Annotated in this window: 27 protein-coding genes and 1 pseudogene; 10 read left to right on the top strand and 18 right to left on the bottom strand. The window is 62.4% G+C overall.

Features of this window, described 5'->3' with window-relative positions; genetic code table 11:
• Positions 1-313 precede the first annotated feature (313 nt).
• From AC1DIJ_RS28510 to AC1DIJ_RS28525, 4 genes are all read left to right on the top strand, one after another.
• On the top strand, positions 314-1,066 hold the full coding sequence (locus AC1DIJ_RS28510) for a Crp/Fnr family transcriptional regulator (protein ID WP_112390880.1): 753 nt from the start codon (positions 314-316) through the stop codon (positions 1,064-1,066).
• Between the two features lie 232 nt (positions 1,067-1,298).
• The gene (locus tag AC1DIJ_RS28515) at positions 1,299-1,658 is read left to right on the top strand and encodes a response regulator (protein WP_112390819.1); all 360 of its coding nucleotides are present in this window, start codon (positions 1,299-1,301) and stop codon (positions 1,656-1,658) included.
• 66 nt (positions 1,659-1,724) lie between these two features.
• Positions 1,725-2,495, top strand: a complete 771-nt coding sequence (recO, locus tag AC1DIJ_RS28520) for a DNA repair protein RecO (protein WP_112390820.1) — start codon at positions 1,725-1,727, stop codon at positions 2,493-2,495.
• Between the two features lie 105 nt (positions 2,496-2,600).
• Entirely contained in the window at positions 2,601-3,596 is a 996-nt protein-coding gene (locus AC1DIJ_RS28525; RefSeq protein WP_112390881.1) for an aldo/keto reductase, read from the top strand.
• Here AC1DIJ_RS28525 and AC1DIJ_RS28530 read toward each other — a convergent pair.
• Positions 3,593-4,450, bottom strand: coding sequence for an MOSC domain-containing protein (locus tag AC1DIJ_RS28530; RefSeq protein ID WP_112390821.1), 858 nt, complete (start codon positions 4,448-4,450; stop codon positions 3,593-3,595). The two genes, AC1DIJ_RS28525 and AC1DIJ_RS28530, sit on opposite strands and share 4 nt — an antisense overlap.
• Positions 4,451-4,465: 15 nt before the next feature.
• Positions 4,466-5,110: an HD domain-containing protein gene (locus AC1DIJ_RS28535; RefSeq protein ID WP_112390822.1), complete on the bottom strand. Its 645-nt coding sequence runs from the start codon at positions 5,108-5,110 to the stop codon at positions 4,466-4,468.
• A gap of 264 nt (positions 5,111-5,374) precedes the next feature.
• On the opposite strand from AC1DIJ_RS28535, the gene AC1DIJ_RS28540 reads away from it, so the two are divergent.
• Together AC1DIJ_RS28540 and AC1DIJ_RS28545 are read left to right on the top strand one after the other, a co-directional pair.
• Positions 5,375-5,686, top strand: a complete 312-nt coding sequence (locus tag AC1DIJ_RS28540) for a hypothetical protein (RefSeq protein ID WP_112390823.1) — start codon at positions 5,375-5,377, stop codon at positions 5,684-5,686.
• Positions 5,687-5,799: 113 nt separating this feature from the next.
• Positions 5,800-6,315 carry a superoxide dismutase family protein gene (locus AC1DIJ_RS28545; protein ID WP_112390824.1) on the top strand — a complete coding sequence of 172 codons (516 nt, stop codon included), beginning with the start codon at positions 5,800-5,802 and terminating at the stop codon, positions 6,313-6,315.
• A 6-nt stretch (positions 6,316-6,321) separates the two neighbouring features.
• Here the strand turns inward: AC1DIJ_RS28545 and AC1DIJ_RS28550 are convergent, their stop codons facing one another.
• From AC1DIJ_RS28550 to AC1DIJ_RS28590, 9 genes are all read right to left on the bottom strand, one after another.
• The gene (locus AC1DIJ_RS28550; RefSeq protein WP_112390825.1) at positions 6,322-6,897 is read right to left on the bottom strand and encodes a hypothetical protein; all 576 of its coding nucleotides are present in this window, start codon (positions 6,895-6,897) and stop codon (positions 6,322-6,324) included.
• 54 nt (positions 6,898-6,951) lie between these two features.
• The gene (locus AC1DIJ_RS28555) at positions 6,952-7,863 is read right to left on the bottom strand and encodes a mechanosensitive ion channel domain-containing protein (RefSeq protein WP_112390882.1); all 912 of its coding nucleotides are present in this window, start codon (positions 7,861-7,863) and stop codon (positions 6,952-6,954) included.
• Positions 7,864-7,924: 61 nt separating this feature from the next.
• Positions 7,925-8,413, bottom strand: coding sequence for a tyrosine phosphatase family protein (locus AC1DIJ_RS28560; protein WP_112390883.1), 489 nt, complete (start codon positions 8,411-8,413; stop codon positions 7,925-7,927).
• Positions 8,414-8,454: 41 nt separating this feature from the next.
• Positions 8,455-9,027 carry a YfbR-like 5'-deoxynucleotidase gene (locus tag AC1DIJ_RS28565; protein WP_112390826.1) on the bottom strand — a complete coding sequence of 191 codons (573 nt, stop codon included), beginning with the start codon at positions 9,025-9,027 and terminating at the stop codon, positions 8,455-8,457.
• Positions 9,028-9,053: 26 nt separating this feature from the next.
• Positions 9,054-9,893 carry a CAF17-like 4Fe-4S cluster assembly/insertion protein YgfZ gene (gene ygfZ / locus AC1DIJ_RS28570; RefSeq protein ID WP_112390827.1) on the bottom strand — a complete coding sequence of 280 codons (840 nt, stop codon included), beginning with the start codon at positions 9,891-9,893 and terminating at the stop codon, positions 9,054-9,056.
• 80 nt (positions 9,894-9,973) lie between these two features.
• A complete protein-coding gene (locus tag AC1DIJ_RS28575; protein ID WP_112390828.1) occupies positions 9,974-10,735 on the bottom strand; it encodes a hypothetical protein in 762 nt (253 codons plus the stop codon).
• A 14-nt stretch (positions 10,736-10,749) separates the two neighbouring features.
• Positions 10,750-11,007 carry a hypothetical protein gene (locus tag AC1DIJ_RS28580; RefSeq protein WP_112390884.1) on the bottom strand — a complete coding sequence of 86 codons (258 nt, stop codon included), beginning with the start codon at positions 11,005-11,007 and terminating at the stop codon, positions 10,750-10,752.
• Positions 11,008-11,107: 100 nt separating this feature from the next.
• Positions 11,108-11,566, bottom strand: coding sequence for a TIGR02301 family protein (locus tag AC1DIJ_RS28585; protein WP_477831730.1), 459 nt, complete (start codon positions 11,564-11,566; stop codon positions 11,108-11,110).
• 36 nt (positions 11,567-11,602) lie between these two features.
• The gene (locus AC1DIJ_RS28590; RefSeq protein ID WP_112390829.1) at positions 11,603-12,028 is read right to left on the bottom strand and encodes an NUDIX domain-containing protein; all 426 of its coding nucleotides are present in this window, start codon (positions 12,026-12,028) and stop codon (positions 11,603-11,605) included.
• 91 nt (positions 12,029-12,119) lie between these two features.
• On the opposite strand from AC1DIJ_RS28590, the gene AC1DIJ_RS28595 reads away from it, so the two are divergent.
• From AC1DIJ_RS28595 to AC1DIJ_RS28605, 3 genes are read left to right on the top strand one after another with little or no spacing between them, the layout of a single operon-like run.
• Positions 12,120-12,440, top strand: a complete 321-nt coding sequence (locus AC1DIJ_RS28595) for a YnfA family protein (RefSeq protein WP_112390830.1) — start codon at positions 12,120-12,122, stop codon at positions 12,438-12,440.
• 47 nt (positions 12,441-12,487) lie between these two features.
• On the top strand, positions 12,488-13,249 hold the full coding sequence (locus tag AC1DIJ_RS28600) for an SOS response-associated peptidase (protein ID WP_112390831.1): 762 nt from the start codon (positions 12,488-12,490) through the stop codon (positions 13,247-13,249).
• Between the two features lie 31 nt (positions 13,250-13,280).
• A complete protein-coding gene (locus tag AC1DIJ_RS28605) occupies positions 13,281-13,904 on the top strand; it encodes a LysE/ArgO family amino acid transporter (protein ID WP_112390832.1) in 624 nt (207 codons plus the stop codon).
• Here AC1DIJ_RS28605 and AC1DIJ_RS28610 read toward each other — a convergent pair.
• The 5 genes and pseudogenes from AC1DIJ_RS28610 to AC1DIJ_RS28630 all read right to left on the bottom strand — a co-directional run bounded on the left by AC1DIJ_RS28610 (position 13,901) and on the right by AC1DIJ_RS28630 (position 20,080).
• A complete protein-coding gene (locus AC1DIJ_RS28610) occupies positions 13,901-14,041 on the bottom strand; it encodes a hypothetical protein (RefSeq protein ID WP_477831724.1) in 141 nt (46 codons plus the stop codon). The two genes, AC1DIJ_RS28605 and AC1DIJ_RS28610, sit on opposite strands and share 4 nt — an antisense overlap.
• A gap of 159 nt (positions 14,042-14,200) precedes the next feature.
• On the bottom strand, positions 14,201-15,046 hold the full coding sequence (pssA, locus tag AC1DIJ_RS28615; RefSeq protein WP_112390833.1) for a CDP-diacylglycerol--serine O-phosphatidyltransferase: 846 nt from the start codon (positions 15,044-15,046) through the stop codon (positions 14,201-14,203).
• Between the two features lie 18 nt (positions 15,047-15,064).
• A pseudogene (locus tag AC1DIJ_RS28620) lies at positions 15,065-15,766 on the bottom strand (phosphatidylserine decarboxylase); the annotation flags it as partial.
• A gap of 136 nt (positions 15,767-15,902) precedes the next feature.
• Entirely contained in the window at positions 15,903-17,777 is a 1,875-nt protein-coding gene (locus AC1DIJ_RS28625) for an ABCB family ABC transporter ATP-binding protein/permease (protein ID WP_112390835.1), read from the bottom strand.
• A 227-nt stretch (positions 17,778-18,004) separates the two neighbouring features.
• The gene (locus tag AC1DIJ_RS28630; protein ID WP_112390836.1) at positions 18,005-20,080 is read right to left on the bottom strand and encodes a LysM peptidoglycan-binding domain-containing protein; all 2,076 of its coding nucleotides are present in this window, start codon (positions 20,078-20,080) and stop codon (positions 18,005-18,007) included.
• A gap of 156 nt (positions 20,081-20,236) precedes the next feature.
• Between AC1DIJ_RS28630 and AC1DIJ_RS28635 the strand changes: the two genes are divergently transcribed.
• Complete coding sequence (locus AC1DIJ_RS28635) at positions 20,237-20,860, top strand: LOG family protein (protein WP_112390837.1); 624 nt, start codon at positions 20,237-20,239, stop codon at positions 20,858-20,860.
• A gap of 15 nt (positions 20,861-20,875) precedes the next feature.
• Here AC1DIJ_RS28635 and rarD read toward each other — a convergent pair whose 3' ends face one another.
• Together rarD and cimA are read right to left on the bottom strand one after the other, a co-directional pair.
• Entirely contained in the window at positions 20,876-21,790 is a 915-nt protein-coding gene (gene rarD, locus AC1DIJ_RS28640) for an EamA family transporter RarD (RefSeq protein ID WP_112390838.1), read from the bottom strand.
• A 118-nt stretch (positions 21,791-21,908) separates the two neighbouring features.
• A complete protein-coding gene (gene cimA, locus AC1DIJ_RS28645) occupies positions 21,909-23,525 on the bottom strand; it encodes a citramalate synthase (RefSeq protein ID WP_112390839.1) in 1,617 nt (538 codons plus the stop codon).
• Positions 23,526-23,642: the final 117 nt, after the last annotated feature.

The raw sequence follows: 23,642 nt of genomic DNA on the forward strand, positions 1-23,642 counted from the left end.
AATGGAACGGCGGACGGAGACCCAGGCTCTCCCACGGGCTTGGTGTCCCAAAGGTGCGTCGGTCTTCCATCCGCCACCGCGATCGGCATTACAGCCTCGATAGCGGATAAAGGGAAGTTACAAAGGTGCCCGAAGGGCGGATGAGGGGGCTCCGCACGCTCCGCTGGCAGGAAAACCATCTAGCCCCACCCACATCCTTGTTTTTCAATAAAAAATCCCAGCCGTTCGCGGAACAAAACCGCCATCCCGCGCATTGTGCGCCCTGAACGGCGCGCTGGACATGATGCGCCGCTTTTTCGGGCGCAGGGCTGGGATGGCAACGTCAAAACCGACACACTCCTTCAAGACACCGTGCGAGCAGTGTCCTTTGCGGCCCTTGCCGCATTTTCGTGAATTCAGCGGTGACGAACTGGATTTCGTCTCGCGCTTCAAGAAGGGGGAACTGGCCGCCGATGCCGGTGCGACGATCCTCGTCGAGGGCGCCAACAGCGCCCATCTCTTCACGGTTCTTTCGGGATGGGGCTTCCGCTACAAGTCGCTGGAAGACGGCCGCCGCCAGATCCTGAACTATATCATGCCCGGTGATCTGATCGGTCTGCAGGGAACGATCATGGGGGAAATGCAGCATTCCGTCGAGGCCCTGTCGCCGGTCTCGCTCTGCGTCTTCGAGCGCGACAAGCTGATGACGCTCTATAACAAGCATTCCTCGCTCGCCTTCGACATCACCTGGATCGCCGCGCAGGAGGAGCGCATCCTCGACGAACATCTGCTGAGCATCGGCCGTCGCACCGCGCTCGAGCGCGCCGCCTATCTCGTCGCCTTCCTCTATGAGCGTGGCAAGCGGCTCAATCTCTTCAACGGGCGGAAATTCATTCCGATCACCCAGCAGCACATCGCCGATACGCTCGGCCTGTCGATCGTCCACACCAACAAGACGTTGAAGAAGCTTGCCGAGCGCGGGCTGATCCGCTGGCAGGAACGGGGCTGCGAAGTGCTGAACGGCGAGGGGCTGCTGGATATCGCCGGCTGGGAAGGCCTGCCCGGCGGGAAACGCCCTTTTATATAAGCGTTTCAGCAACTATGTCTTTTTTAAATGCAAATCAGTGCTATGGAAAATAAGGTCCGGACATGCCACTTTTTCTCCCGGTTCGCTGTCTTATGGAGCGAACGGGACGTCGGGTTGCAGGCCGAACCGTTTCCGGTGCGGCGAGCACCCGTCCAAGAGGGCATCTGAGGTAAAAATGCGGTTTGATAAGACGGTGCGCGCCGTCAGCGGCGCACAGCGAGGGGCATAAATCATGAACGCAACCCGTGTTCTGGTTCTGGAAGACAGTCTTATCATTGCCATGGAAGCAGAAGACATTCTGCGCGCCGTCGGCGTCGAGACAATCGACATTGCCAACAGCCTGGATCAGGCCATGGAGGCTGTGAACGCCGAGAGCTACGATTTCGCGCTTCTCGATGTGAACCTCGGCGAATCCATGAGCTTTGGCTTTGCCCGCCATCTGAATGACCGCGGCATTCCTTTCGGCTTCGTCAGCGGCTATTCCGACAGCCAGGATTTTCCAGCCGACGTGCAGCAGGTGCCTCTGCTTGTAAAGCCCTTCGACGAAGGCGCGATGCGCGATTTTCTGGGCAAGCTCTTTCCGGGCGAATGACGGCTTCCATGACATTTGCGAAGCCTTGCTCTAGGATCGATTCCTGAAGTCTGAGGTTTGTTGCCGATGCAATGGCAGGATCATGCAATCGTTCTGGGCGTGAAGCGCCACGGCGAGACAAGCGTCATCGCCGAGGTGATGACGCGCGATCGCGGCCGCCATCTCGGTCTCGTCCGCTCCGGCCGTTCGCGCAGCATGCAGCCGGTGCTGCAGCCGGGCAATGAAGTCGATGTCATCTGGCGAGCGCGCCTTGACGAGCACCTCGGCGAATTCAGGATCGAGCCGCTGCAGCTTCGCGCCGCGCGGCTGATGGAGAGTGCCACCGCCGTCTATGGCGTGCAGGCGATGGGTGCTTTGCTGCGCCTGCTGCCCGAGCGTGATCCGCATCCGCATCTCTACGACGCGCTGGAGGTCATTCTCGACAATCTCCACAATCCTGCCGATGCCGGCGAGCTCTTTGTCCGCTTCGAACTCGCGGTGCTGAATGATCTCGGTTACGGCATCGATCTCAGTGAATGTGCAGCGACCGGCGTCAAGACCGATCTCGCCTACGTCTCGCCGAAATCCGGCCGCGCCGTCTGCCGCGCAGCAGGCAGGCCCTATGCCGACAAGATGCTGCTGCTGCCGTCGTTTCTGGCGGGCGAGGGCAATCACGCGGCCGATTACGACAATCTCGCCGCCGCCTTCCGCCTGACCAGCTTCTTTCTCCACCGCCATGTCTACGAGCCGCGCGGCATCGAGGCGGCATCGGCCCGCGACGGTTTCATCCAGTCGGCACTGAAGGCGATCAACGCCTCGGCAGCAGCCCTGCCGCCGGGTGGCAAGCTCTCCGCCTGAAGCGTGGTTTTTCACCGGTGAAAGATATGCTGCGGATTTGACAGTTTACCACGCCGCTCTCGCTCCCTATCTCTTCGGCAACGGCAGATGGTGGAGGAAAACGATATGCTGACCAAACCTGACAACACGACCGCGATCACTCTCTGGAACGGACGTGATATTCCGCGCCTCGGCATGGGCTGCTGGGCGATCGGCGGGCCGTTCTATGCCGGCGATGTCCCGCTCGGCTGGGGGGAGGTGGACGACGACGAATCGATTCGCGCCATCAACCGTGCGGTCGATCTCGGTATCCGCTTTTTCGATACCGCCTCGAATTACGGGGCAGGGCATTCCGAGGAGGTGGTCGGCCGTGCCATCGGCAATCGCGACGATATCGTCGTCGCCACCAAGTTCGGCCATGCGACCGACGAAAAGACCAGGCAGGCGACCGGCGCTTTTGCCGACCAGGCCTTCATCCGGCAATCGGCGGAAACCTCGCTGCGTCGCCTGCGCCGCGAGCGGCTGGATCTGCTGCAGTTCCATCTGAACGACTTTCCGCTGGAAGCCTCAGACGAGGTGTTCGAGACACTCGAGACCCTGAAGGCCGAGGGCAAGATCGACGCTTTCGGCTGGAGCACCGACTATCCGGACCGGGCGGCCCGCCATCTCGATCGCAACGGCTTCGTCTCCGTGCAGCATACGATGAATGTCTTCGAGCCGGTGCCGGAGATGATCGCGCTCATCGAGAAGAACGGCCTGATCTCGATCAACCGCGGCCCGCTGGCCATGGGGCTGCTCAGCGGCAAGTTCACGCCGGGCAAGACTGTCGGCGAAAAGGACGTTCGCGGCGCAAGCCTCGACTGGATGATCTATTTCAAGGACGGAAAGATCGCCCCCGAATTCGCCGCCCGTCTGGAGGCGGTCAGAAATCTCCTGACCGATGGCGGCAGGACGCTGACGCAGGGCGCGCTCGCCTGGCTCTGGGCCCGCTCGCCCCGCACCCTGCCGATCCCCGGTTTCCGGACGGTCGCCCAGGTCGAGGAAAATGCCGGCGCCCTGGCGAAGGGCCCGTTGCCATCAGATGTGATGAGCAGGATCGACGAGGCGCTCTCCGGCCTCTAGGCGCGGTTGCGCACCTTGAAGGCCCAGCCTTCCGGCCGTTCCTCGATCACCGTCACGGTGTCGCCGATGGCGATCGTGCCGGTGCCGCGCGGCGTTGCGTTCCAACCGAACAGCGGCCCAGGTACGCGCCGGTCCGCCGACATGCGCACACGGCCCATCGCCGGCATTGGGTTCGGCACGTCGCGCGAGCCGGTGACCTGGTCCTGGGTTGTCATGATGCAGCGGGCACAGGGCTTGACGAGATCGAGCCGGATGCCGGCGATCTCGATCGCCGCCCAGCGGTCCTCGGGCCAGGGTTCGTCGATATCGATGACGATGTTCGGGCGGAAGCGCTCCATGCCGATTTCGCCTTCCGCATGGCTGGCCAGATCGGCATTCAGCGCCTTCAGCGATCCCGTCGTCGTCACCAGGATCTGATAGCCGTCGGCAAAGGTCACCGGCGTGTCCGGCCCGGCCCATTCCGGGCTAGCAATTCGCTCGGCAGCGGCATCGAAGAACACCAGCTTGACCTCGCGCCCCAGCCACTCCGACAGCCGTCTGTTGCTCCCGTCATCGGCAATGGCTGCATTCACGGGCGTCTTCCAGATGACGACATCCATCCGCCTGTCCGGTTGCAGCGGCGGAACCGCGATCTCGCCCTTGCCATCCATCAGCAGACGGAACGCTGCGGCTTCCGGACGGACGTCGATGCGCGCCAGATCCTGCAGTTCGCGCTGGGTGATGCATTGTCCGTCAGCGTCCGTGATCATCGCCCGCCGGTCGCCCGGCAGGCCGAATGCGTCGATCGCAGAAGAGGGAAGCGCAATGCCCCTGGCGCTCTTGAGCGGGTAGATGAAGAGATCGCTGACCTGCATGCTGTCTCCTGAAGCCTAGATTTCGTCCATGAAGTCGGCGAGGAAATCACGCAACCGCTTGTCGCGTTCCGCCGCCAGTCCGCGTCCCGCTCCCGTCTGGAAGCCGTCGGCCAATTTGAACAGTTTGGTCTGGAAATGGTCGATTGCATAGCGCTTGTCGTCGAGCGGGCGTTGCGTGGCGCCGGGATCGAAGGGGTCGTAGAGCCCGGAGACCATGCGCCCGGCGATGTAGAAACAGCGGGCAGCGCCGACAGCACCGATCGCGTCGAGCCGGTCGGCATCCTGCAGCATCTTCGCTTCCAGCGTCTCGGGCGTCACGTTGGCGGAGAAGCTGTGCGCGGTGATCGCATGGGCAACGGCTGCGATATCCTCTGCCGTCCAGCCAAGCTTCTGCAGGATCCCGGATGCCTTCTGTGCCGCCAGCGTCGAGGCCTTGGAGCGGAGCGGCGAGCTCTTCTCGACGGCAACGCAATCATGCAGCAGCACGGCAGTGGCCAGAATGCGCGCATCGCCGCCTTCGCTCTTCTGGATGCGCATGGCGTTCTTGAAGACGCGCAGCACATGCGCCAGATCATGCGAACCGTCGTCGCCCTCGGTGGCAAATGGAATAAGCTCAGCCGCAAGGCTCTCGAAGGGGGCAAAGGCTTCGGCCTGATGCATTCTCGTCACCGCAATCGTTGGTATGAAGGCCCGGAATAGGGCTTCGGGCAGAGAGTTGCAATGCGCCTTTCGCATGAGGTGCGAAGCCGTGGAAAACCCGGCGGCGGGATCACCTCTGAACGCTTTGTCAACCTTCCTTAATGGGAAGTTAACAGCTTGTTGACCCGACTCACTATTCGGGGTATCCCCGGACCAGTTCGATTTTCCCCATTTGTATTGCGTACAGACAGCACCGAAGAATTAAGGCGGTGGACGGAGGTTTGTATGGCCCAAGTTACATCTGTTTCAGACACGGCATATGCCTATTTGGCAACGCTTTCCCGGCTCGACACGAATGGCGACGGCGTTTTGAGCCGTGGCGAACGTGCAGCTGACGAGAAGCCTGGTATTCTCGCTGAACTGAGTGAAGAGCCGAAGCATGAGCCGCGCTCGACAGCAACCGACAATGTTCTTGCCCTGATGATGGGCATGCGTACGACCGGTACCGATATGACCTTCGCGGCATCCAATGATGATGGTTCGCCGGATCTCTATCGCAGCACCTACGGCCAATACGATCTCGATATCGCCTCCTGAGGCGAACGCAGACCGTATTCACGAAGCCGGCCATTTGGCCGGCTTTTGTTTTTGCCGGAACCCCTTCGGCAGTGAGGCGTTGGACAACGACAGCCAAGCGGAAGGGAATCCTCATGAAAACGACCATCGTCATTGCTGCGTTGACGCTCGCGGCCCCGGCCTTCGCCGCCAATGCGCAGGACAAGCAGACCGCGACCGCCAATTTCGTCGACGGCAAGGGCAAGGAGAGCGGCCGGGCAACGCTGACCGCCGCCGCCAATGGCGGCGTGATGCTCGAAGTCGAGGTCTCCGGTCTGCCCGCCAACAAGTGGGTCGCCTTCCACGTCCACGAAACCGGCAAATGCGACGCCGCCACCCATCACGAATCGGCCGGCAAGCATTTCAACCCGACAGATGCCGAACACGGCTTCCTGGCGGCAAAGGGTCCGCATGCCGGCGACATGCCGAACCAGTATGTCGGTCAGGACGGCATCCTCCGCGCCCAAGTCTTCGACAGCATGGTGACGCTGGATGGCAAGAAGGACGGCATCCGCGGGCGGGCGCTGATGATCCACGCAAATTCGGATGACTATCGCAGCCAGCCGTCGGGCGATGCGGGCGAGAGGCTGGCGTGTGGGGTGATTAAATAATCTCCCTCATCCATAATAATACCGCTCCGCATACCAATCGGCCGATGCCATCGGCTTTTCCTGCGCCACCCAGCGGGCGATGTCGCTTTCCTCCAGCCGTTCCGACGTCATCTGATCTTCCAGCCCGACGAAGATCAGGTTGGTGTTTTCCCTGAGCCTCGGGTCGCGGGCGAAGCCCATCTTGCTGTCGTTGGCCGTGTGCAGCAGGTTCATCCTGACGTAGAAGAATTCCGGGTGGTAATCCATCTCGCTCGCCTCGGTGAAGGCATGGGCGACTTCGATGACCGATTTCTGCGGCCCGCTATAGGCGGTGATTGCCTCGTTGAGCCCGAAGGTCGCGCCATAGAGGCCGACCGATTGCGCCGGGATGACGCTGACCTCGCCGCTGACGAGGTCGATCTGCTGGCCCGAAAACCCGGCGCTGGTGCCATCGAGCGCACCGCGGAAGAAATAGGAGAACTGGCCGCGTGTCAGATAGATCGCCTGCCAGCGAAACCGCACATACTCGCCGGAATCGCTGGTCAACCCCTTGAGCGTCTGCAGGCTTTGCAAAAATGTATCGCGGTAGTTCGGCAGTGGCATCGATCAATCTCCTTGAGAGATTAACCGGCAGCGAGTCAAAACGTTCCGTTCGCGCTATGGCCTGGACGGCTGGTTCTTGGCCGCTGCGCGTCTGCTCGGACCTGTTGTCTTCTCCTCGACAGGAGTGGCTTCGGGAAGCGCGTTGCCATTGGCCGCGGTCACCGGCAGCAGATGGCCGCCTTCGTCGAAACTGAGCTTGATCCGCTTCACCATATCGCGGCTGAGCAGCCACCAGTCGCCGGTCTTCGCCCAATAGCGCAGCGTCACGCTGATCGTCGCGCCGCCGATCGTATCGACGAAAGCGCTGGGCGCCGGCGATTTCAGCACGCGCGGATCCTGCTTGGCCAGAGACACCAGCCGCTCCATCGCCGCATCCAGGTCGTCGGCATAGGCGACCGCGACCTTCACCTCGTTCTGGCGCGTCGGTTCGCGGCTGTAATTGGTGATCGGCGTGTTCCAGAGAATGGAATTCGGCGCCAGCCTGTAGAGCCCATCGCCGGTCTTGAACTCCGTCGCAAACAGGCCGATCTCACGGACTGTGCCGGAGATGCTGCTGGTTTCGATATACTCGCCCACCCGGAACGGCCTGAGGATCAACAGCATGATCCCCGCGGCGATATTCTGCAGAGTGCCTTGCAGCGCCAGCCCGATGGCCAGACCGGCAGCGCCGAGGGTGGCGATGATCGAGGCCGTCTGCACGCCGAACTGGCCGAGCACGGTGATGAAGACGAGGATGAGCAGCGCATAGCGCAGCACATTGGTGAAGAAGCGCGCCAGCGTTTCGTCGATGCCGCGAACGCGGGAAATCCCCTCATAGGCCCAGCGGCTGAGAAAGCTCGCCATCGCCCAGCCGACGATCAGCAGAATGATCGCGCCGAGAATCGAAAAGGAATATTGAACTGCGAGCGCGCTTGCCTGGCTGAGCGCCGTGCGCGTTGCGACGATGACGTCTGTTGCCTGTTCCATGCCTGCTGTCATACCTCGAATTTCCATTGCCCTTCGCTAGATGGGGCAGGGTACCGGGGCGTCAACCAGTTTTATCGGGAGCGATGGGGAGCACGAAAGGCGCGTTGCCGTCGGCATCGGCGCCGCGGCCGATGGCGCGAACGGCGGCAATCAGCCTGCCATCGCGCTTCAGCAGCCCGTCGCCGATCTCGATGATCCGGGTATTCGGCGTCGCATGGGGCGAGGCGTTGCGCAGCCTTTGCGCAAGCTCCCGGTCGTCCTGATCGGGCACCCGCGCAAGGGCGGCAACGAGTGCTGCGGCAGGTGAGCGCGACACGCCCATCCAGCAATGGACAAGCAGCGGGGCGCTGTCATCCCAGCCGGCAGCGAAATCGATGATCTTCTGCACATGGGCCTCATCGGGCGCAACGAGATTGCCGGTGCCCTTGAAGGCGATGTCGTTCATGTGCAGCAGCAGATGGCGGTCGGCGGCGATGACGCCCGGCCGGTGAAAGGCCTGTTCCTTGGCCATCAGGCTGACCATCTCGCGGGAGCCGTGGCGCACCGCCATCTCGGCGATCCGCAGTAGTGGTGAAACGACGATATGGGGCGTCACGGCCTGGCGCTCCGGAGAGCTTCGATCGCCTCGAACCGTTCGCAGAACAGCCGCTGCGCCTCGACCGCCGGAAGTGGCTCCATCGGTAACATCTCGCGGGTAATCCCGCGCGGCTGGCCGAAGAATTTTTGCGCCTCGGCTGGTGTGAAGCCTGCCAGGCAGGTGGCCTCGAAATAGGCGGCGATCGTGTCGGCCTTCTTGATCTTGTCCTTCAGCTCGCGCGAGGGGTGCGGCGGCAGGCCGAAGCGCAGATGAACGGCGGCTTCCAGCCGCTTCTCCACCGTCTTGTAGCCACCGCCGACGACGGATTTGAACGGCGAGATCATGTCGCCGATCACATATTCCGGCGCATCGTGCAGCAGGGCCATCAGGCAGTCGTCGGGGCTCGCTGTATTGAGGCGGCGAAAGATATCCTCGACGGCAAGACTGTGCTGGGCCACCGAAAATGCATGATTGCCCGAGGTCTGGCCATTCCAGCGCGCAACACGCGCAAGGCCATGGGCGATATCGCTGAGTTCAACATCGAGCGGCGAGGGATCGAGCAGATCGAGACGCCTGCCGGAGAGCATGCGTTGCCAGGCACGGGGCGGCTTTGTCACGCGCTTGCCTCGTCGGAGGCGGCCGGGAAGGTAAGGCCGGTCCAGGCGGGCAGCGTCAACGACACCGCGGTATCGCCTGCCATCAGCGGCGTGCCCGCAGTCATGGCTTCACCGGCGCGATCGATACGGACGATGGCAAGGCCGGTCCGGCCGCTGACGGTGCCGAGTGTGCCGACAGGCTTGCCGCCAGCCGTGATTTCCGTGCCCGGTGCCGGGAGGACGCCAGCCGCAGTGACGGTCACCACACGCCGGCGCGCGGTGCCGCGGTGCTGCATGCGGGAAACGACTTCCTGGCCGACATAGCAGCCCTTCTTGAAGGACAGGCCGCCATTGAGGTCCATCAGCGCGTCATGCGGGAAGATATCCTGCAGCGCGTAATCGGGGCCTGAAGTGACGATGCCATGTGCCGCCCGCAGGGCGTCGTAGAGCAAGGCGTCATCCGCGCCATGCTTGCCCTCGCGGCGGTGCAGCGTGATGCCAGCCTTGGCAAAGCGGCTGTCGGCAGTGCCCTCAGCGGTCGCATCATCCCAGGAAACGGTCACACCGTCGGCCTCGATGGTCGCTAGCGTCACGGCGGCGCGCAGCTTGTACATCGTCAGCCGCTTCACCAGCGCATCATGCTGATCGCGATCGGTCTCGATGATGAAATCCGTGCCGTCGCGCCAGATCATGAAGTCGAACAGAATCTTGCCCTGCGGCGTCAGCAGCGCGCCGGGGCGCGCCTCGTTTGGCGCCATCGAAACGATATCGGTGGTGATCAGGTTCTGCAGAAAGGATTCGGCATCCGCGCCGCCGATGCGGAAAAGCGCGCGGTGCGGGAGAAAGACGGATGGCATGGCGAGACCTGTCGCGTTCGTTGTCGCTCAGAGTTAAGTCTTCCGCGCCGCCGCTGCAAGCGGCGGGGGAGGGCTTGCTATCAATCGCCTGCGGTGAAGAATTTCCACTTGCCGTCAGGCGTGATGCCCAGGCGGTAGAAATTGTAGCCGCCGAATTCCTGCATGTCGGAGAGATCCCCAGCGGTGACGATGCGCAAAAGCTCGACGCGCTCGGGAGGCGTCAGCGCCTTCAGGTCCTTTTCGGCGAAATAGGGCCAGACATAGGCTTCATCGGACGTTCCTGCGCCGACATGCACGAAGCCAGTGGAGATGACGTCGAGCATGATGGCTAGGATCTCGTCGCCGTCAGGATCGCCGGAGAGATCCTTCAGCGTTCCGATTGGGTCGTCCGTCGGCTCGCCGACAGTCACCTGCGTCTGCTGTGCGCCTGTGCCCATCAGCGGGCGCAGCCGCTCCAGATCGCCGGAAGCCGCCGCCTCGACGATCTGCTGGCGCATTTTGCGCACCGGCTCCGGCGCCTTGTTGATGTCGTAGATCACCTCGACAGGCTTGGCGTCGTCGGTGGCGCCAGGCGTCTTGTCGGTGCTCTTGCCGGCATTGTCCTTGTTAACAAGCGGATCCGGCATCGGCACGCCCGGCGCCGTTGCCGGCGGGGTCTGCGTCTGCTGCTGTTGCTGGCTGTTCTTCTGGTCGGTCGCCTGCGGGTCGGGCTGGCCCGGAACCTTGTGCAGCTCGGAAAGCGCATGCGCCACCGGCGCTGGCAGAACACCGGCACCAACGCATAAAGCAACGAGAAGCGGCGCCATCAGCCGCCGCGGGGCCTTGTCCTTACCGGTTTGCATCGGGCTCTCTAATTCTACTGCAGTCTGCGGTTGGGAGAAAACTCACCAGCAAGCATCCGTTCGCGCAGCGAATCGAGCAAGGCTTCCGCGTTGTTCTCGCCGTGGAGGCGAATCGTCTCGCGCAGGGCATGGATGATGGCGGTGTCGGCAATGATTTCGGGCTCGATGCCGTCGGCCATGCCGTCAGCCCAAGCCTCGTTGTGGTACTCCAAAGCCGCCTGCATCTTTTCGTGGACGATCATGTCGTCGATGTCGTTGAGGCTTGGTTCCATTTTCTTTTCCTCGAACTGCATGCCTTACTGCCTGGTTAACAACTCTATCAGCCTTTTCCCAAAACGACACGCGCGGGAGTGAAAACAGGTTAATTAAACGTCAATTTCCAAAACGCGAAGTAATTTCTGTGGCCAGTGTTGCACCTTCGTTACGGTAGCGCTCTTCTGCCACGATCGCGGATGCCGTGCAATCGGTATAGACGGAGGCGAAGGCACGGTATCCACGGTTGAAGGCCGCGGTCAGTCTTTCCTTGCGCTGAGGCTCGTCTTTCGCTTCAGAATCAAGCAGTTGCTGCATCTCATCGCGCCATTCGTCCCCGCCCGGGGCCTTGCACAGCGTTCGCAGATAATGCACCGAACCGATCACTTCGGCAAAGCGCAGCAGCTTGTCGTCATAGGGCACAGCAGCCGGTGGGGGCGGCGGCGCCTCGGGAACCGCAGGCGGTGCCTTCTTGCCCTGGGCCCACGCAGGTGCAGACATCGCCACACCGGCGCATAACAACAGGGACAAGAAAACGCGTCGTACGGGAATCATGCTGATAGTTGATACGCAAGCGATGTCGGGAACAAGGCGCAGCGCCATGTTTCCACGCGGTTATTGTCGAAGCGCCAGCCGTTCCACGCATTCGAGCACCGATTGCGGAACCGGCAGCCGCCGGATCTCGTCGAGACTGTACCAGCCGATGGCTGCCGCATCGTCGGCAGCTTCCGCAACCGCGTCCGCGTCTGCCTCCACCGTGAAGACCGAAAGATAGAAATGGCTGCTGACGCTGCCGTCGGGCGCGTGGGTCTTCAGATCATACTCTGAAAACAGCCTCGGATTGCGGGCTGCAATGCCGGTTTCCTCGTGGAACTCGCGAAGCGCCGTCTGATCCGGCGTCTCTCCCGGTTCGGCCCGGCCGCCGGGGAAGGCGTACATGTCGGCAGAGGGCGGATTGCGGCGCAGCACCAGCAGGAACCTGCCGTCACGCTCAAGAATGGCAGAGGATGCCGCCCTGGCCGTCGATGCCGTCTCTGTCATGTCAGCCGCTTTCAAGGTTGCGCCCCATGTTCCGATCGCCGAACGTGGATATTAGCCTGAGTACCGGACGTTCGATTCGAAGGAAAGACCGCTGACCTACCTGATCTATGCCTTTGCTGCCCTCTTCGAGATCGCCGGCTGCTTTGTCTTCTGGGCCTGGTTGAAAATGGGCAGGTCCGCTTGGTGGCTGGCGCCCGGCATGGTGTCGCTGGCGCTGTTTGCCTGGCTGTTGACCCTGGTGCCGAGCGAGGCGGCCGGGCGCACCTTCGCGGCCTATGGCGGCATCTATATCGCCGCGTCGATCCTCTGGCTCTGGCTGGCCGAAAACCGGGTGCCCGATCGCTGGGATATTGGTGGCGCGGCGGTCTGCCTGGCGGGCACGGCGATCATCCTCTTTGCGCCGCGCAGCTGACGCAACCGACCCTTGACCGTCGCCTGACGGGGTGCAAAGACAATCTCATGTGCGGACGCTATGCCCTGACATTGACCCCGGAAGAGCTGCAGGACCTGCTGGGAGTGGTCGAGCTGGAGGACTTTCCGGCGCGCTACAATATCGCCCCGACGCAGCCGATCCTGGTCGTCGTTTCGGGCGAGACGCCGGAGAAGGGCAGCAACCAGCCGGATCGCCGCGCCGTCCTCGTGCGCTGGGGGTTCACGCCCTCCTGGGTCAAGGATCCCAAGCAGTTTCCGCTGCTGATCAATGCGCGTTCGGAGACGGCGATCGGCAAGGCGTCGTTTCGCGCCGCCATGCGTCATCGCCGCGTTCTGGTTCCGGCATCGGGCTTCTACGAATGGCACCGCCCTTCCAAGGAAAGCGGCGAGAAATCGCAGGCCTATTGGATCAAGCCGAAGCACGGCGGCATAGTCGCCTTTGCCGGCCTGATGGAGACCTGGGCATCCGCCGACGGCTCGGAAGTCGATACCGGCGCGATTCTGACGACCGCGGCCAACTCGGCGATCGCGCCGATCCACGACCGGATGCCTGTCGTCATCAAGCCCGAGGACTTTTCCCGCTGGCTGGATTGCAAGACGCAGGAGCCGCGCGAGGTTGCGGATCTGATGAAGCCGGTCGAGGAGGACTTCTTCGAAGCGATCCCGGTGTCCGACAAGGTCAACAAGGTTTCGAACATGGGTGAGGACCTGCAGACGCCTGTCGTCCCCGAGAAGCCCCCGAAGCCTGCTGCCGCCAAACCCGGCGACGGGCAGCTCAGCTTCTTCTGATCCAAAATTCTCTCATTTCCCGGACCATACTATGATCTCGATTTCGGCTGCCCTTTCGGGCTTCTTCCTCGGCGCATCCCTGATCATCGCCATCGGCGCGCAGAATGCATTCGTCCTTCGCCAGGGGCTGTTGCGCTCGCATGTCTTCATCCTCTGCCTGATTTGCGCGCTGTCGGATGCGCTGCTGATCGCCGCCGGTGTCGGCGGTCTGGGCACGCTGGTCTCGCAGTCGCCGGTGCTGATTTCGGTGGTCACGCTCGGCGGCGCCGTCTTCCTCGGCTCCTACGCCTTCATGGCCTTTCGACGGGCGCTGCATCCTGGCGCCATGCAGGCGGGATCGCCGCAGGCGCTGGGGCTGAAGGCAGCGGTTGCCACCTGCCTGGCCTTCACCTTCCTCAACCCGCATGTCTATCTGGATACGGTGGTGCTGCTCGGCAGCCTGTCGGCGGCCTATCAGGGGCAGGACCGGATCGCGTATGGCGCGGGCGCCGCAATCGCGTCCTTCGTCTGGTTCTTTGGTCTGGGATATGGAGCGCGGCTGCTGCAGCCGGTCTTCGCAAAACCCGCCGCCTGGCGGGTTCTCGACGTCATCATCGGCGTCGTCATGAGCCTGCTGGCAATCAGCCTGCTCTGGCGCTTCTTCGCGGCTGCTTAAGCAGGCTTCTTGATGAGGGCAGGCTTCTTCAGCATCAGTGCTGCTGCCAGTACGGCCTTCAGGCCGAGCGGCCGGTAGTGGGTGCTGAGATCCTGTTTGGCCGGCTGTTCCGCTGCACCAGTTTTCTGCGAGGTCACGATACTCTCCTTACGTGTTCCCTGGATGTGTTCTGATTTGCTCTTTTGTCGCGAAAAACGACAAAAGAGAGGCATCGATCATCAGGAAGTGTGTAAGGCGAAAACTTTGCGCGAGGCTTGATGCAGAAAAGCACGCATGGGTAGCGTGCTAATCAAATCTCAGATGTGGCGTCCCATGTCGTCTTCGCCGACGCCGGGTTCCTCGATCGTCAGCGTGCCGTATTTCTTCTTCCAGCGGTGTGCGCCGAAGGGCAGCGAAACCAGGTAGATGGCCACGGTGAAGACCATGATCTCCCAGGTGTAGCTCATCAGCAGCGCGACATAGAGGACGACGCCGAGCATCAGCGGCAGCACCAGATCGCGGCGCAGACGGCTGCCCTCCTGCTTGCCGGACCAGACCGGCAGGCGGCTGATCAGAAAGAAGGCGATCAGCACGGTGTAGGCCGAGGAGATATAGGCAAACAGCCGGTCGCTCTCCATTCCCAGGAAGCCGAGATAGACGGGCAGCAGCACCAGCATCGCGCCGGCGGGTGCCGGAACGCCGACGAAATATTCCGACTGCCAGGGCGCACGGTTTTCGCGCTCCGACATGACGTTGAAGCGGGCAAGGCGAAGGCCGGCAGCGATCGCATAGATCAGCGCCGCGATCCAGCCGATCGAGCGCGCCTGATCCAGCGCATAGACATAGACGACGAGGGCAGGGGCAACACCGAAATTGACGATGTCGGCCAGCGAATCCATCTGCGCGCCGAATTTCGACGTCGCCTTCATCAACCGGGCGATGCGCCCGTCGATGCCGTCGAGGAAGGCGGCGAGCAACACCATCATCACGGCAAGCTCGTAGCGCCCTTCGAAGGCAAGACGGATGCCGGTCAGGCCGGCGCAGATCGCCAGGATGGTGATGAGATTGGGAACGACCAGCCGGAGCGGAATTTCACGCAGCCTCGGCCCGCGCGCTGAATCGTTCGGGCCGTTGGGTTCGAAAGGCGGAAAAGGCGTCTCCATGTGGCGCTCCTGATCGTCTTAGCTGCGGCGGCTGATGACAGGACCCTTGGCGGAGGCGAATTCGGCAAGTACCGTCTCACCGGCAATCGCCGTCTGGCCGAGCGCGACGCGCGGCGCCGAACCGGCAGGCAAGAAGACGTCGAGGCGCGAACCGAAGCGGATCAGGCCGAAGCGCTCGCCAGCGGCCAGCGGCTCGTTGGTGTTCGCCCAGCAGATGATGCGCCGCGCGACCAGACCGGCGATCTGCACGACGCCGATATTGCCATGGGCGGTTTCGATGACGAGGCCGTTGCGCTCGTTGTCCTCGCTGGCCTTGTCGAGTTCGGCATTCACGAAGCTGCCGGAGCGGTAATTGATGCTGACGATGCGGCCACGCACCGGCGAACGGTTCACATGGCAGTTGAAGACGTTCATGAACACCGAGATGCGCAGCATCGGCTCGCTGCCGAGATTGAGCTCGGCCGGCGGCGTCACCATCTGGATCGACGACACCTTGCCGTCAGCAGGCGAGATGACCAGATCGTCGTCTTGCGGCGTCATGCGCTCGGGATCGCGGAAGAAGTAGGCGCACCACAGCGTCAGGATCAGGCCGACCCAGAACAGCGGCTTGAAAAGCCAGCCAAGCAGCAGCGATGCGACGAAGAAGGCGGCGACAAAGGGATAGCCTTCCTTATGGACCGGAACGATGGTGTTTCGAACGGTATCAAGCAGGCTCATATGCGCCGGTCTCCTCGGTTTTTTCGTTACCGCTGGTTATAGAAAAACTCCGGCCGGGGCAATGCCGTGGCCGCTGCGGCGGCCTTCATGAAAGGGTTCTAAACAGCAAAACGGCGGATCGGCCGTTTTGTTCAGGTGGTTAGGTGGCTGGAGCAAGGCGCGTGACAACGCCCAGATCGTCGCTCTCGCGCACCTGCTTCAGATGTTCCTCGGCCTGTGTCGCCTCGCGTTGGCGGTTCCACATCGAGGCGTAGAGACCGTCCTTGGCGAGCAGCGCCGCATGCGTTCCGCGCTCGGCGATCTCGCCGCTCTTTAAGACGATGATCTCGTCGGCGCCGATGACGGTCGACAGGCGGTGGGCGATGACAAGCGTCGTGCGGTTTTTCGAGACGGCGTCGAGTGCCGTCTGGATTTCGCCTTCGGTCGTCGTGTCGAGCGCCGATGTCGCCTCGTCGAGAATCAGGATCGGCGGCGCCTTCAAAACGGTCCGGGCGATCGCCACGCGCTGCTTTTCACCGCCCGAGAGCTTCAGCCCGCGTTCGCCGACCTTGGTCTCGAAACCCTCAGGCAGAAGATCGATGAAATGGGCGATCTGCGCGATCTCGGCCGCGGTCTTCACTTCGGCGTCGCTGGCGCCGGGGCGGCCATAGCGGATGTTATAGGCCACGGTGTCGTTGAAGAGCACGGTATCCTGCGGAACCATGCCGATCGCCGAGCGCAGGCTTTTCTGCGTCAGTCCGCGGATATCCTGGCCATCGACGGTGATCGCGCCGCTCTGGATATCGTAGAAGCGGTAGAGCAGGCGAGACAGCGTCGACTTGCCGGCCCCTGATGGCCCGACGACGGCCACCGTCTTGCCCGCCGGGACATCGAAGGAAATGCCCTTCAGGATCGGCCGTGCCGCATCGTAGGCGAAATGCACGTCCTTGAAGCTGATGGCGCCCTGCGCGATCGAAAGCGGGTTGGCATCCGGCGCATCCGTCACCTCGGCCTTCACCTCCAGAAGATCGAACATCTGCTCGATGTCCGTGAGGCCCTGACGGATTTCGCGATAGACGAAGCCGATGAAGTTCAGCGGCACGGCAAGCTGCAGCAGCATCGAATTGACGAACACGAAGTCGCCGACCGTCTGTTCGCCGCGCTGCACGGCAAGGCCCGAGAGAACCAGCATGACGGTGGTGCCGAGACCGAAGATCACGCCCTGGCCGAAGTTCAGCCAGCCGAGCGAGGTCCAGACATCGGTCGCCGCCTTCTCGTATTTCTCCATCGATTTGTCGAAGCGCTTGGCCTCCATCTCTTCGTTGCCGAAATATTTGACGGTCTCGAAGTTGAGGAGGGAATCGATCGCCTTGGTGTTGGCGTCGGTATCGCTGTCGTTCATCGATCGGCGGATCGAGATGCGCCAGTCGCTGGCCCGGATCGTGAACCAGATATAGGCCCAGACGGTAAACGCGGTGACGGCGAGATAGGAGAAGCCGTAGCCCCACCAGAAGATGAAAGCGGTCAGCAGGAACTCGATGACCGTCGGGACCGAGTTCAGGATCGTGAAGCGGACGATCGTCTCGATGCCCTTGGTGCCTCGCTCGATGATCCGCGACAGGCCGCCGGTCTTGCGCTCCAGATGGAAGCGCAGCGACAGCTCGTGCATGTGGACGAACGTCTTGAAGGCGAGCTTGCGCACCGCATACTGGCCGACACTGGCAAACAGCGCGTCGCGCAGCTGGTTGAGCGCAAGCTGGATCAGCCGCGTCAGGTTATAGGCGATGATCAGCGCGATGGCGCCGGTCAGCAGCGGCGGAAGACTGGTGTGGAGATCGGTCTTGCCGTTCAGCGCATCGGTCGACCACTTGAAGAAATAGGGGACGAGCAGCAGTACGAATTTCGAGATCAGCAAGTAGACCGACGCCCAGACGACGCGCATCTTCAGGTCCGGCCGCTCGTTCGGCCACATATAGGGCCAGAGATTGAACAGCGTGCGCAGCAGGTTGGAATCAGAAACCGTCTTGTTTGCCATGCCCATCTCCAGCCCGGGGGTGGGCTTTGACCACGAATGCATCGTTTCGATAGCGGCAATTGCAAAAGGCGGAACGGCCCTTTCGAGGGCCTCCGCCAGACAGTCTCGCCGTCCCCCGCCACATAGGATTTGACGGCGGCGAATGCAACGGCAAACCGCCAAAGAGAAAAGGCCGGGCGCTATATTCGCCCGGCCTATTATCAATAGTCGCAGATCTTTCGAACTGTTTAGAGGTGTTCGCCCGCCTTCAGCTTGCGATGCAGCTCTTCCGAATTCGGCAGCGCGTCCTTGGGAACGCCGAAGATCTGGCCGGGCAGGATGCGATCGGGGTTTTTGATCTCGTCCTCGTTGGCCATGTAGATCGTCGTATAGCGCACGCCCGCGCCATAGACGCGGCGCGAGATCTGCCAAAGCGTATCGCCGCGGCGGATGATGACGGTGTTGTTGCTCGTCGTCAGCGGCGCCTGTTCGATCGTCTTCGGCTCGCTGCTGTTGCCCGACGCCACTTCGTTGGTGGCGGGAGCAGGTGCGGCGGCCGTCGCCGGAGCCGGCGCTGCGGGAGCGGCCGGAACCGTGGTCAGCGTATCGATCATCGCCGACAGCTTTTCGAGGGCTGCACCGACCGATTTCGCATCGCGGGGCAGGGCCTGCAGCGCCGACAAGGCGGATGCTGCCGACTGCGATGCCTTTGCCGCCGTTTCCTTGAACGGTGCGCCTGCGTCCACCGACGGACGGAACTCGGAGATCGAGCGCAGCGCGAATTCCGTTGCCGAGCGGGCGGCGGCGAGCTGTTCGGCTCCCGGCACCTTGGCATCGGCAAACAGGCCCTTCAGCAGCGCGAATGCCTTGCCGGCATCCATGCGCAGCTTGGTCAGTTCACCCTCTTCGAGCGGCACCATCGACGGAGCCGTCGTGGCGGCACCCGTGGCAGGCGCCGTGGTCTGCGCCGCGACGGTCACCTGGTCGCCTTCCGGACGGTTGAAATTGACGGCGGCGCGCACGAGAACCTTGCCCGAACCATCGACGACATCGACGCGGATCTTGTGATCGCCGACCGCGAGATCCATCGCGCCGTCGATGACGAAGTGGCCGTCGCCACCGGCCTTCGCCTTGCCGATCAGCTTGTCGTCGGCATAGGCGAGCACGTTGGCATTTGCCTTGGCCGTGCCTGCGACGAAGATCTTGTTGCCTTCGATCTCGACCGCATTGACCATGACTTCAGCCGGTGTTGCCGGAACGGCCGGTGCCGTATTGGCGATATCGGTGGAAGCTGCGGGCAGGGCGGGTGTTGCACCGTTCGCCGCAGGCGTTGCCGCAGCGGTCTGCTGCTCGGCCTTCGGAGCGGTGATGATGCGGCTTGCTTCACCCGGCTTGGAAACCATGGCCAGCAGCTCGGCACCGCTGCCGTCCTTCGGCACGGAAACTGTCGCGACTTCTTCCGAGGTCTGAACCTTGCCGTCCTTGCCGGTCACCTTCAGCACCAGCTGGTGATCGCCGGGGCCGAGCGGATTGTCGAGCACGGCTGCGAAGTCGCCGGAAGGGCCGACATCGGTGGTGGTGACCACCTTGTCGCCATCGACGACTTCAAGCTTGCCGTTCGGCTCAGCGGAGCCGGCGATAACGGTCGAACCATCCGGCTCGACACGCAGAACGTCGAAGGCGGGAACCTTCGGGCCCGCATTGGCCTGGTCGGTGGCGGCCGGAGCCGCGGTTGCCGGAGCATTCGCATCGGCGGCCGGCTCCTGGGCCGTAGCGTCAGCGGCGGGCTGCGTTGCTGCAGGCTGGGCCGCCGGAGCGCCGGTCAGTTCGGCTTCGGCCTTGAGGAGGGCGGCGAGCGCGTCGGCCGCATTTTCAGGCAGCGCCTGGATCGTCGCCAGTGCCTTCGCAGCGCCGTCCTTGGCTTTGGTGATGATGGCAGAGGTTGCCGGGTCGATACCGTCAGGCGCGGCGAAACCGGCAATCGCCTGCAGCGCGCCGGTCGCCTTGGTCTTGGCGGCTGTGAGCGCATCGGCAGCCGGGGTCTTGCCGTCGGCAAACAGCGCCTTAAGTTCTGTGAGAGACTGTCCGGCGTCAGCCGTCAGGCGGCCGACCTTTCCGGTGGTTTCAGCAGCGTCGGCAACGGCGTTACGGGCCGTCTTGCCGGCTTCTTCGACCGTATTCTTGACTTCGGAGCCAGCCTGATTGATCGCATCACCAACTTTTGACGCGTCGCCGCCGATCCGGGGCATCACCACGAAGACCATCAAAAGGATTGCAATTGCAAGCACTGCGAGGGCCAGCAAGCCGGCGCGGTTTCTCATCATTCATTCTCCCCAGGCGGCAAATGTGCCGTAGTAATCAGAAATTGCTAGCGATTCCCTGTGCTTTTCACAAGCATCCAAGCCCGTCACCTACGCTTAAGACGTAGGTTTTGCCTCATTTTTCTTGACTGCGCAGCCCCGGAATAGTTGTTTGGCCCAATGACCGATCAATCACACTCGATAAAATCCATCTGCGTCTATTGCGGCTCCAGGCCGGGACGCGACGCTGCATACATGACTGCCGGACGCACACTCGGCAAGGAAATTGCCGAATATGGGTTAAGGCTCATCTACGGTGGCGGCACCAAAGGCATCATGGGGGCGGTTGCCAGCGGCGTGCTTTCGGCGGGCGGTCAGGTGACGGGGATCATCCCGGAATTCCTGATCGACATGGAAGCGACGCGCCATTCTCTCGGCCAGCTCAACGAACTGATTGTAACGCCTGACATGCATGCGCGCAAACACATGATGTTCGAGCGCTCCGACGCGTTCGTGGCGCTTCCGGGCGGTATCGGCACGCTGGAGGAGATCGTCGAGATCATGACCTGGGCGCAGCTCGCCCGTCACGAAAAGCCGATGGTTTTCGCCAATATCAACGGCTTCTGGGATCCGATGATGGAGCTCCTGAAGCATATGACGGACGAGGGTTTCATTCACACGGCCCATCGCGTTCAGCCGCTCGTGATCGACAACATCGCCGATATCGTTCCGGCGATCATGGCGCAGGCCGCCGAAATCGCCGCCGATCGTGGCGGCGAGGACGAGGTTCTTTCGAAAATGTGATGGTGAGCGGGCGCCTCAGCGCCCGCGCGTCGCATTCAGCATCGACACCGTATAGAGCACCAGGCCCGCCCAGATCAGCGGGAAGGCGATCATGCGCGCCGTGCCGAGCGGCTCGTGAAAGGCGAAGATGGCGATCAGGAAGATCATCGTCGGGGCGATATACTGCATGATGCCGATGGTCGATAGCTTCAGCAGCTTGGCGCCATTGGCATAGATCATCAGCGGCGCGGCAGTGATGAGGCCGCAGCCGAGCAGCAGGGCGGTATCGCTCCATCCGGTCTCGATGAAATGGCCCTCGCCGGTCACGAGCTCCAGGTAGAGGATGTAGAGGATTGCGGGAACGCTGAGGATCAGCACTTCGAGCAGAAAACCCTGGTTCGGGCCGAGCGGCAGCGTCTTGCGGAAGAAGGCGTAGAAAGCCCAGCTGAAGGCGAGCGTCAGCGCGATCCACGGCAGGCCACCGCCATCGAAGGCGAGTACGACGACGGCAATGGCAGCAAGGCCGATCGCCGCGATCTGCAGCGGCCGCAGCTTTTCCTTCAACAGAACCGAGCCCATGAAGATGCTGATCAGCGGATTGATGAAATAGCCCATCGCTGCATCGAGCGAATGCCCTGCGCCAATCGCCCAGACATAGGTGCCCCAATTGACGGTGATCAGCGCGGCGGTCAGCGTCGCCATGGCGATCAATCGCGGCGAGCGCAGCGCATCACGGATTTCCTGCGTGCGGCCAAGCACCAGGAGCACGAGGCCGGCGATCGGAACCGACCAGAGGACGCGATGCGCGATAACCTCGGCCGGCGAAATATGCGCCAGCGCCTTCATGTAGATCGGCAGCAGGCCCCACAGCAGATAGGCAGTCAGCGCAAAGGCAAAGCCGCGCGGGCTGTCTTCGTTCTTGATGATCGGCGCGGTCGCATCGACGGACATGGGGGCGTTTCCATAATTTATCGTTATGGAACCCGCTCTAACCTAACCGCTATGAATAGGCCAATTCATTTCCGTGAATGGATGTGAAGGAGTTTTGATTTGCCAGAAGCCGAAACGCTCACTCCGCCGCGATCTTTCCCGCCAGCTGCCGGTTCTTCATCAGCTTGTAGATGACGGAGTCCATCAGCGCCTGGAACGAGGCGTCGATGATGTTCTCGGACACTCCGACCGTCCACCAGCGCACACCGCTGGAATCGATCGATTCGATCAGGACGCGGGTGATCGCCTCGGTGCCGCCGTTGAGGATACGCACCTTGAAGTCGGCGAGCACGAGGTCGTCGATCTCATGCTGGTACTTGCCGAAATCCTTGCGCAGCGCCAGGTCGAGCGCGTTGACCGGGCCTTCGGCTTCGGCGACCGACATCAGCGTCTGGCCGTCGATGGTGATCTTCACCACCGCTTCGGAGACGATCTTGACGCGGCCGAGGCTGTCGAAGCGGCGCTCGATCATCACCCGGAAACCGTCGATGCCGAAGAATTCCGGGATGGTGCCGAGGGTGCGGCGGGCAAGCAGCTCGAAGCTGGCATCGGCGCCCTCATAGGCATAGCCCGAAGCCTCGCGTTCCTTGACGATGGAGATCAGCAGGTCGAGCTTCGGATCGTCCTTGCCGACCTCGATGCCGCGGCGCTTCAGGGCATTGATGAAATTCGCTTTGCCGCCCTGGTCGGAGACCATGATCTTGCGGAAATTGCCGACGCTTTCTGGTTGCACATGCTCGTAGGTGCGGGGATCCTTGAGCAGCGCAGAGGCATGAATGCCGGCCTTGGTGGCGAAGGCCGAGGCGCCGACATAGGGCATCTGGTGATCGGGCGAGCGGTTGAGCAACTCATCGAAGGCATGGGACAGGCGGGTGAGATTGAGCAGCCGCTCCGCGTCGATCGCCGTTTCGAAACGGGTCGCATAGGTATCTTTCAGCGCCAGCGTCGGGATCAGCGTCACCAGATTGGCGTTGCCGCAGCGCTCGCCGATGCCGTTCAGCGTGCCCTGGATCTGCCGCACGCCGGCCTCGACCGCGGCCAGCGAATTGGCGACCGCCTGTCCGGTATCGTTATGCGCATGGATCCCGAGACAGCCGCCGGGAATGCCGGCCGAAATCAGCGCGTCGACGATGGCGCGGATTTCCGGCGGCTGCGTGCCGCCATTGGTGTCGCAGAGCACCACCCAGCGCGCGCCGGCCTCGTAGGCGGTCTTGGCGCAGGCGATGGCATATTCCGGATTGGCCTTGTAGCCATCGAAGAAATGCTCGCAATCGACCATCGCCTCCTTGCCGGCTGCAACCGCCGCCTTGACGCTTTCGGCGATCGATTCCAGGTTTTCCTCGTTGGTACAGCCGAGCGCCACCTTCACATGGTAGTCCCAGCTCTTGGCGACGAAACAGATCGCGTCGCTCTCGGCCTGCAGCAGCGTCGCCAGTCCCGGATCGTTGGAGGTCGAAATCCCCGCGCGCTTGGTCATGCCGAAGGCGACGAACCGGGCGTCCTTGGTGCGCTTCTCGCTGAAGAAGGCCGTGTCGGTCGGATTGGCGCCGGGATAGCCGCCCTCGACATAGTCGAGGCCGAATTCATCGAGCATCGCCGCGATCGCAATCTTGTCCTCGACCGAAAAGTCGATGCCGGGCGTCTGCTGCCCGTCCCGGAGCGTCGTGTCGAAGAGGTAGATGCGTTCTCTGCTCATTGTCGTTCCTCCCGGCTGAGCGGGTGTTGAGTGTCTGTCACCAGCCCTCGTGGTTCGAGACGGCCCTTGCGGGCCTCCTCACCATGAGGGCTGGTCGTTGTGCCCTAGGGCACGCAT

It is taken from the genome of Rhizobium sp. 10N427 (assembly GCF_056394605.1).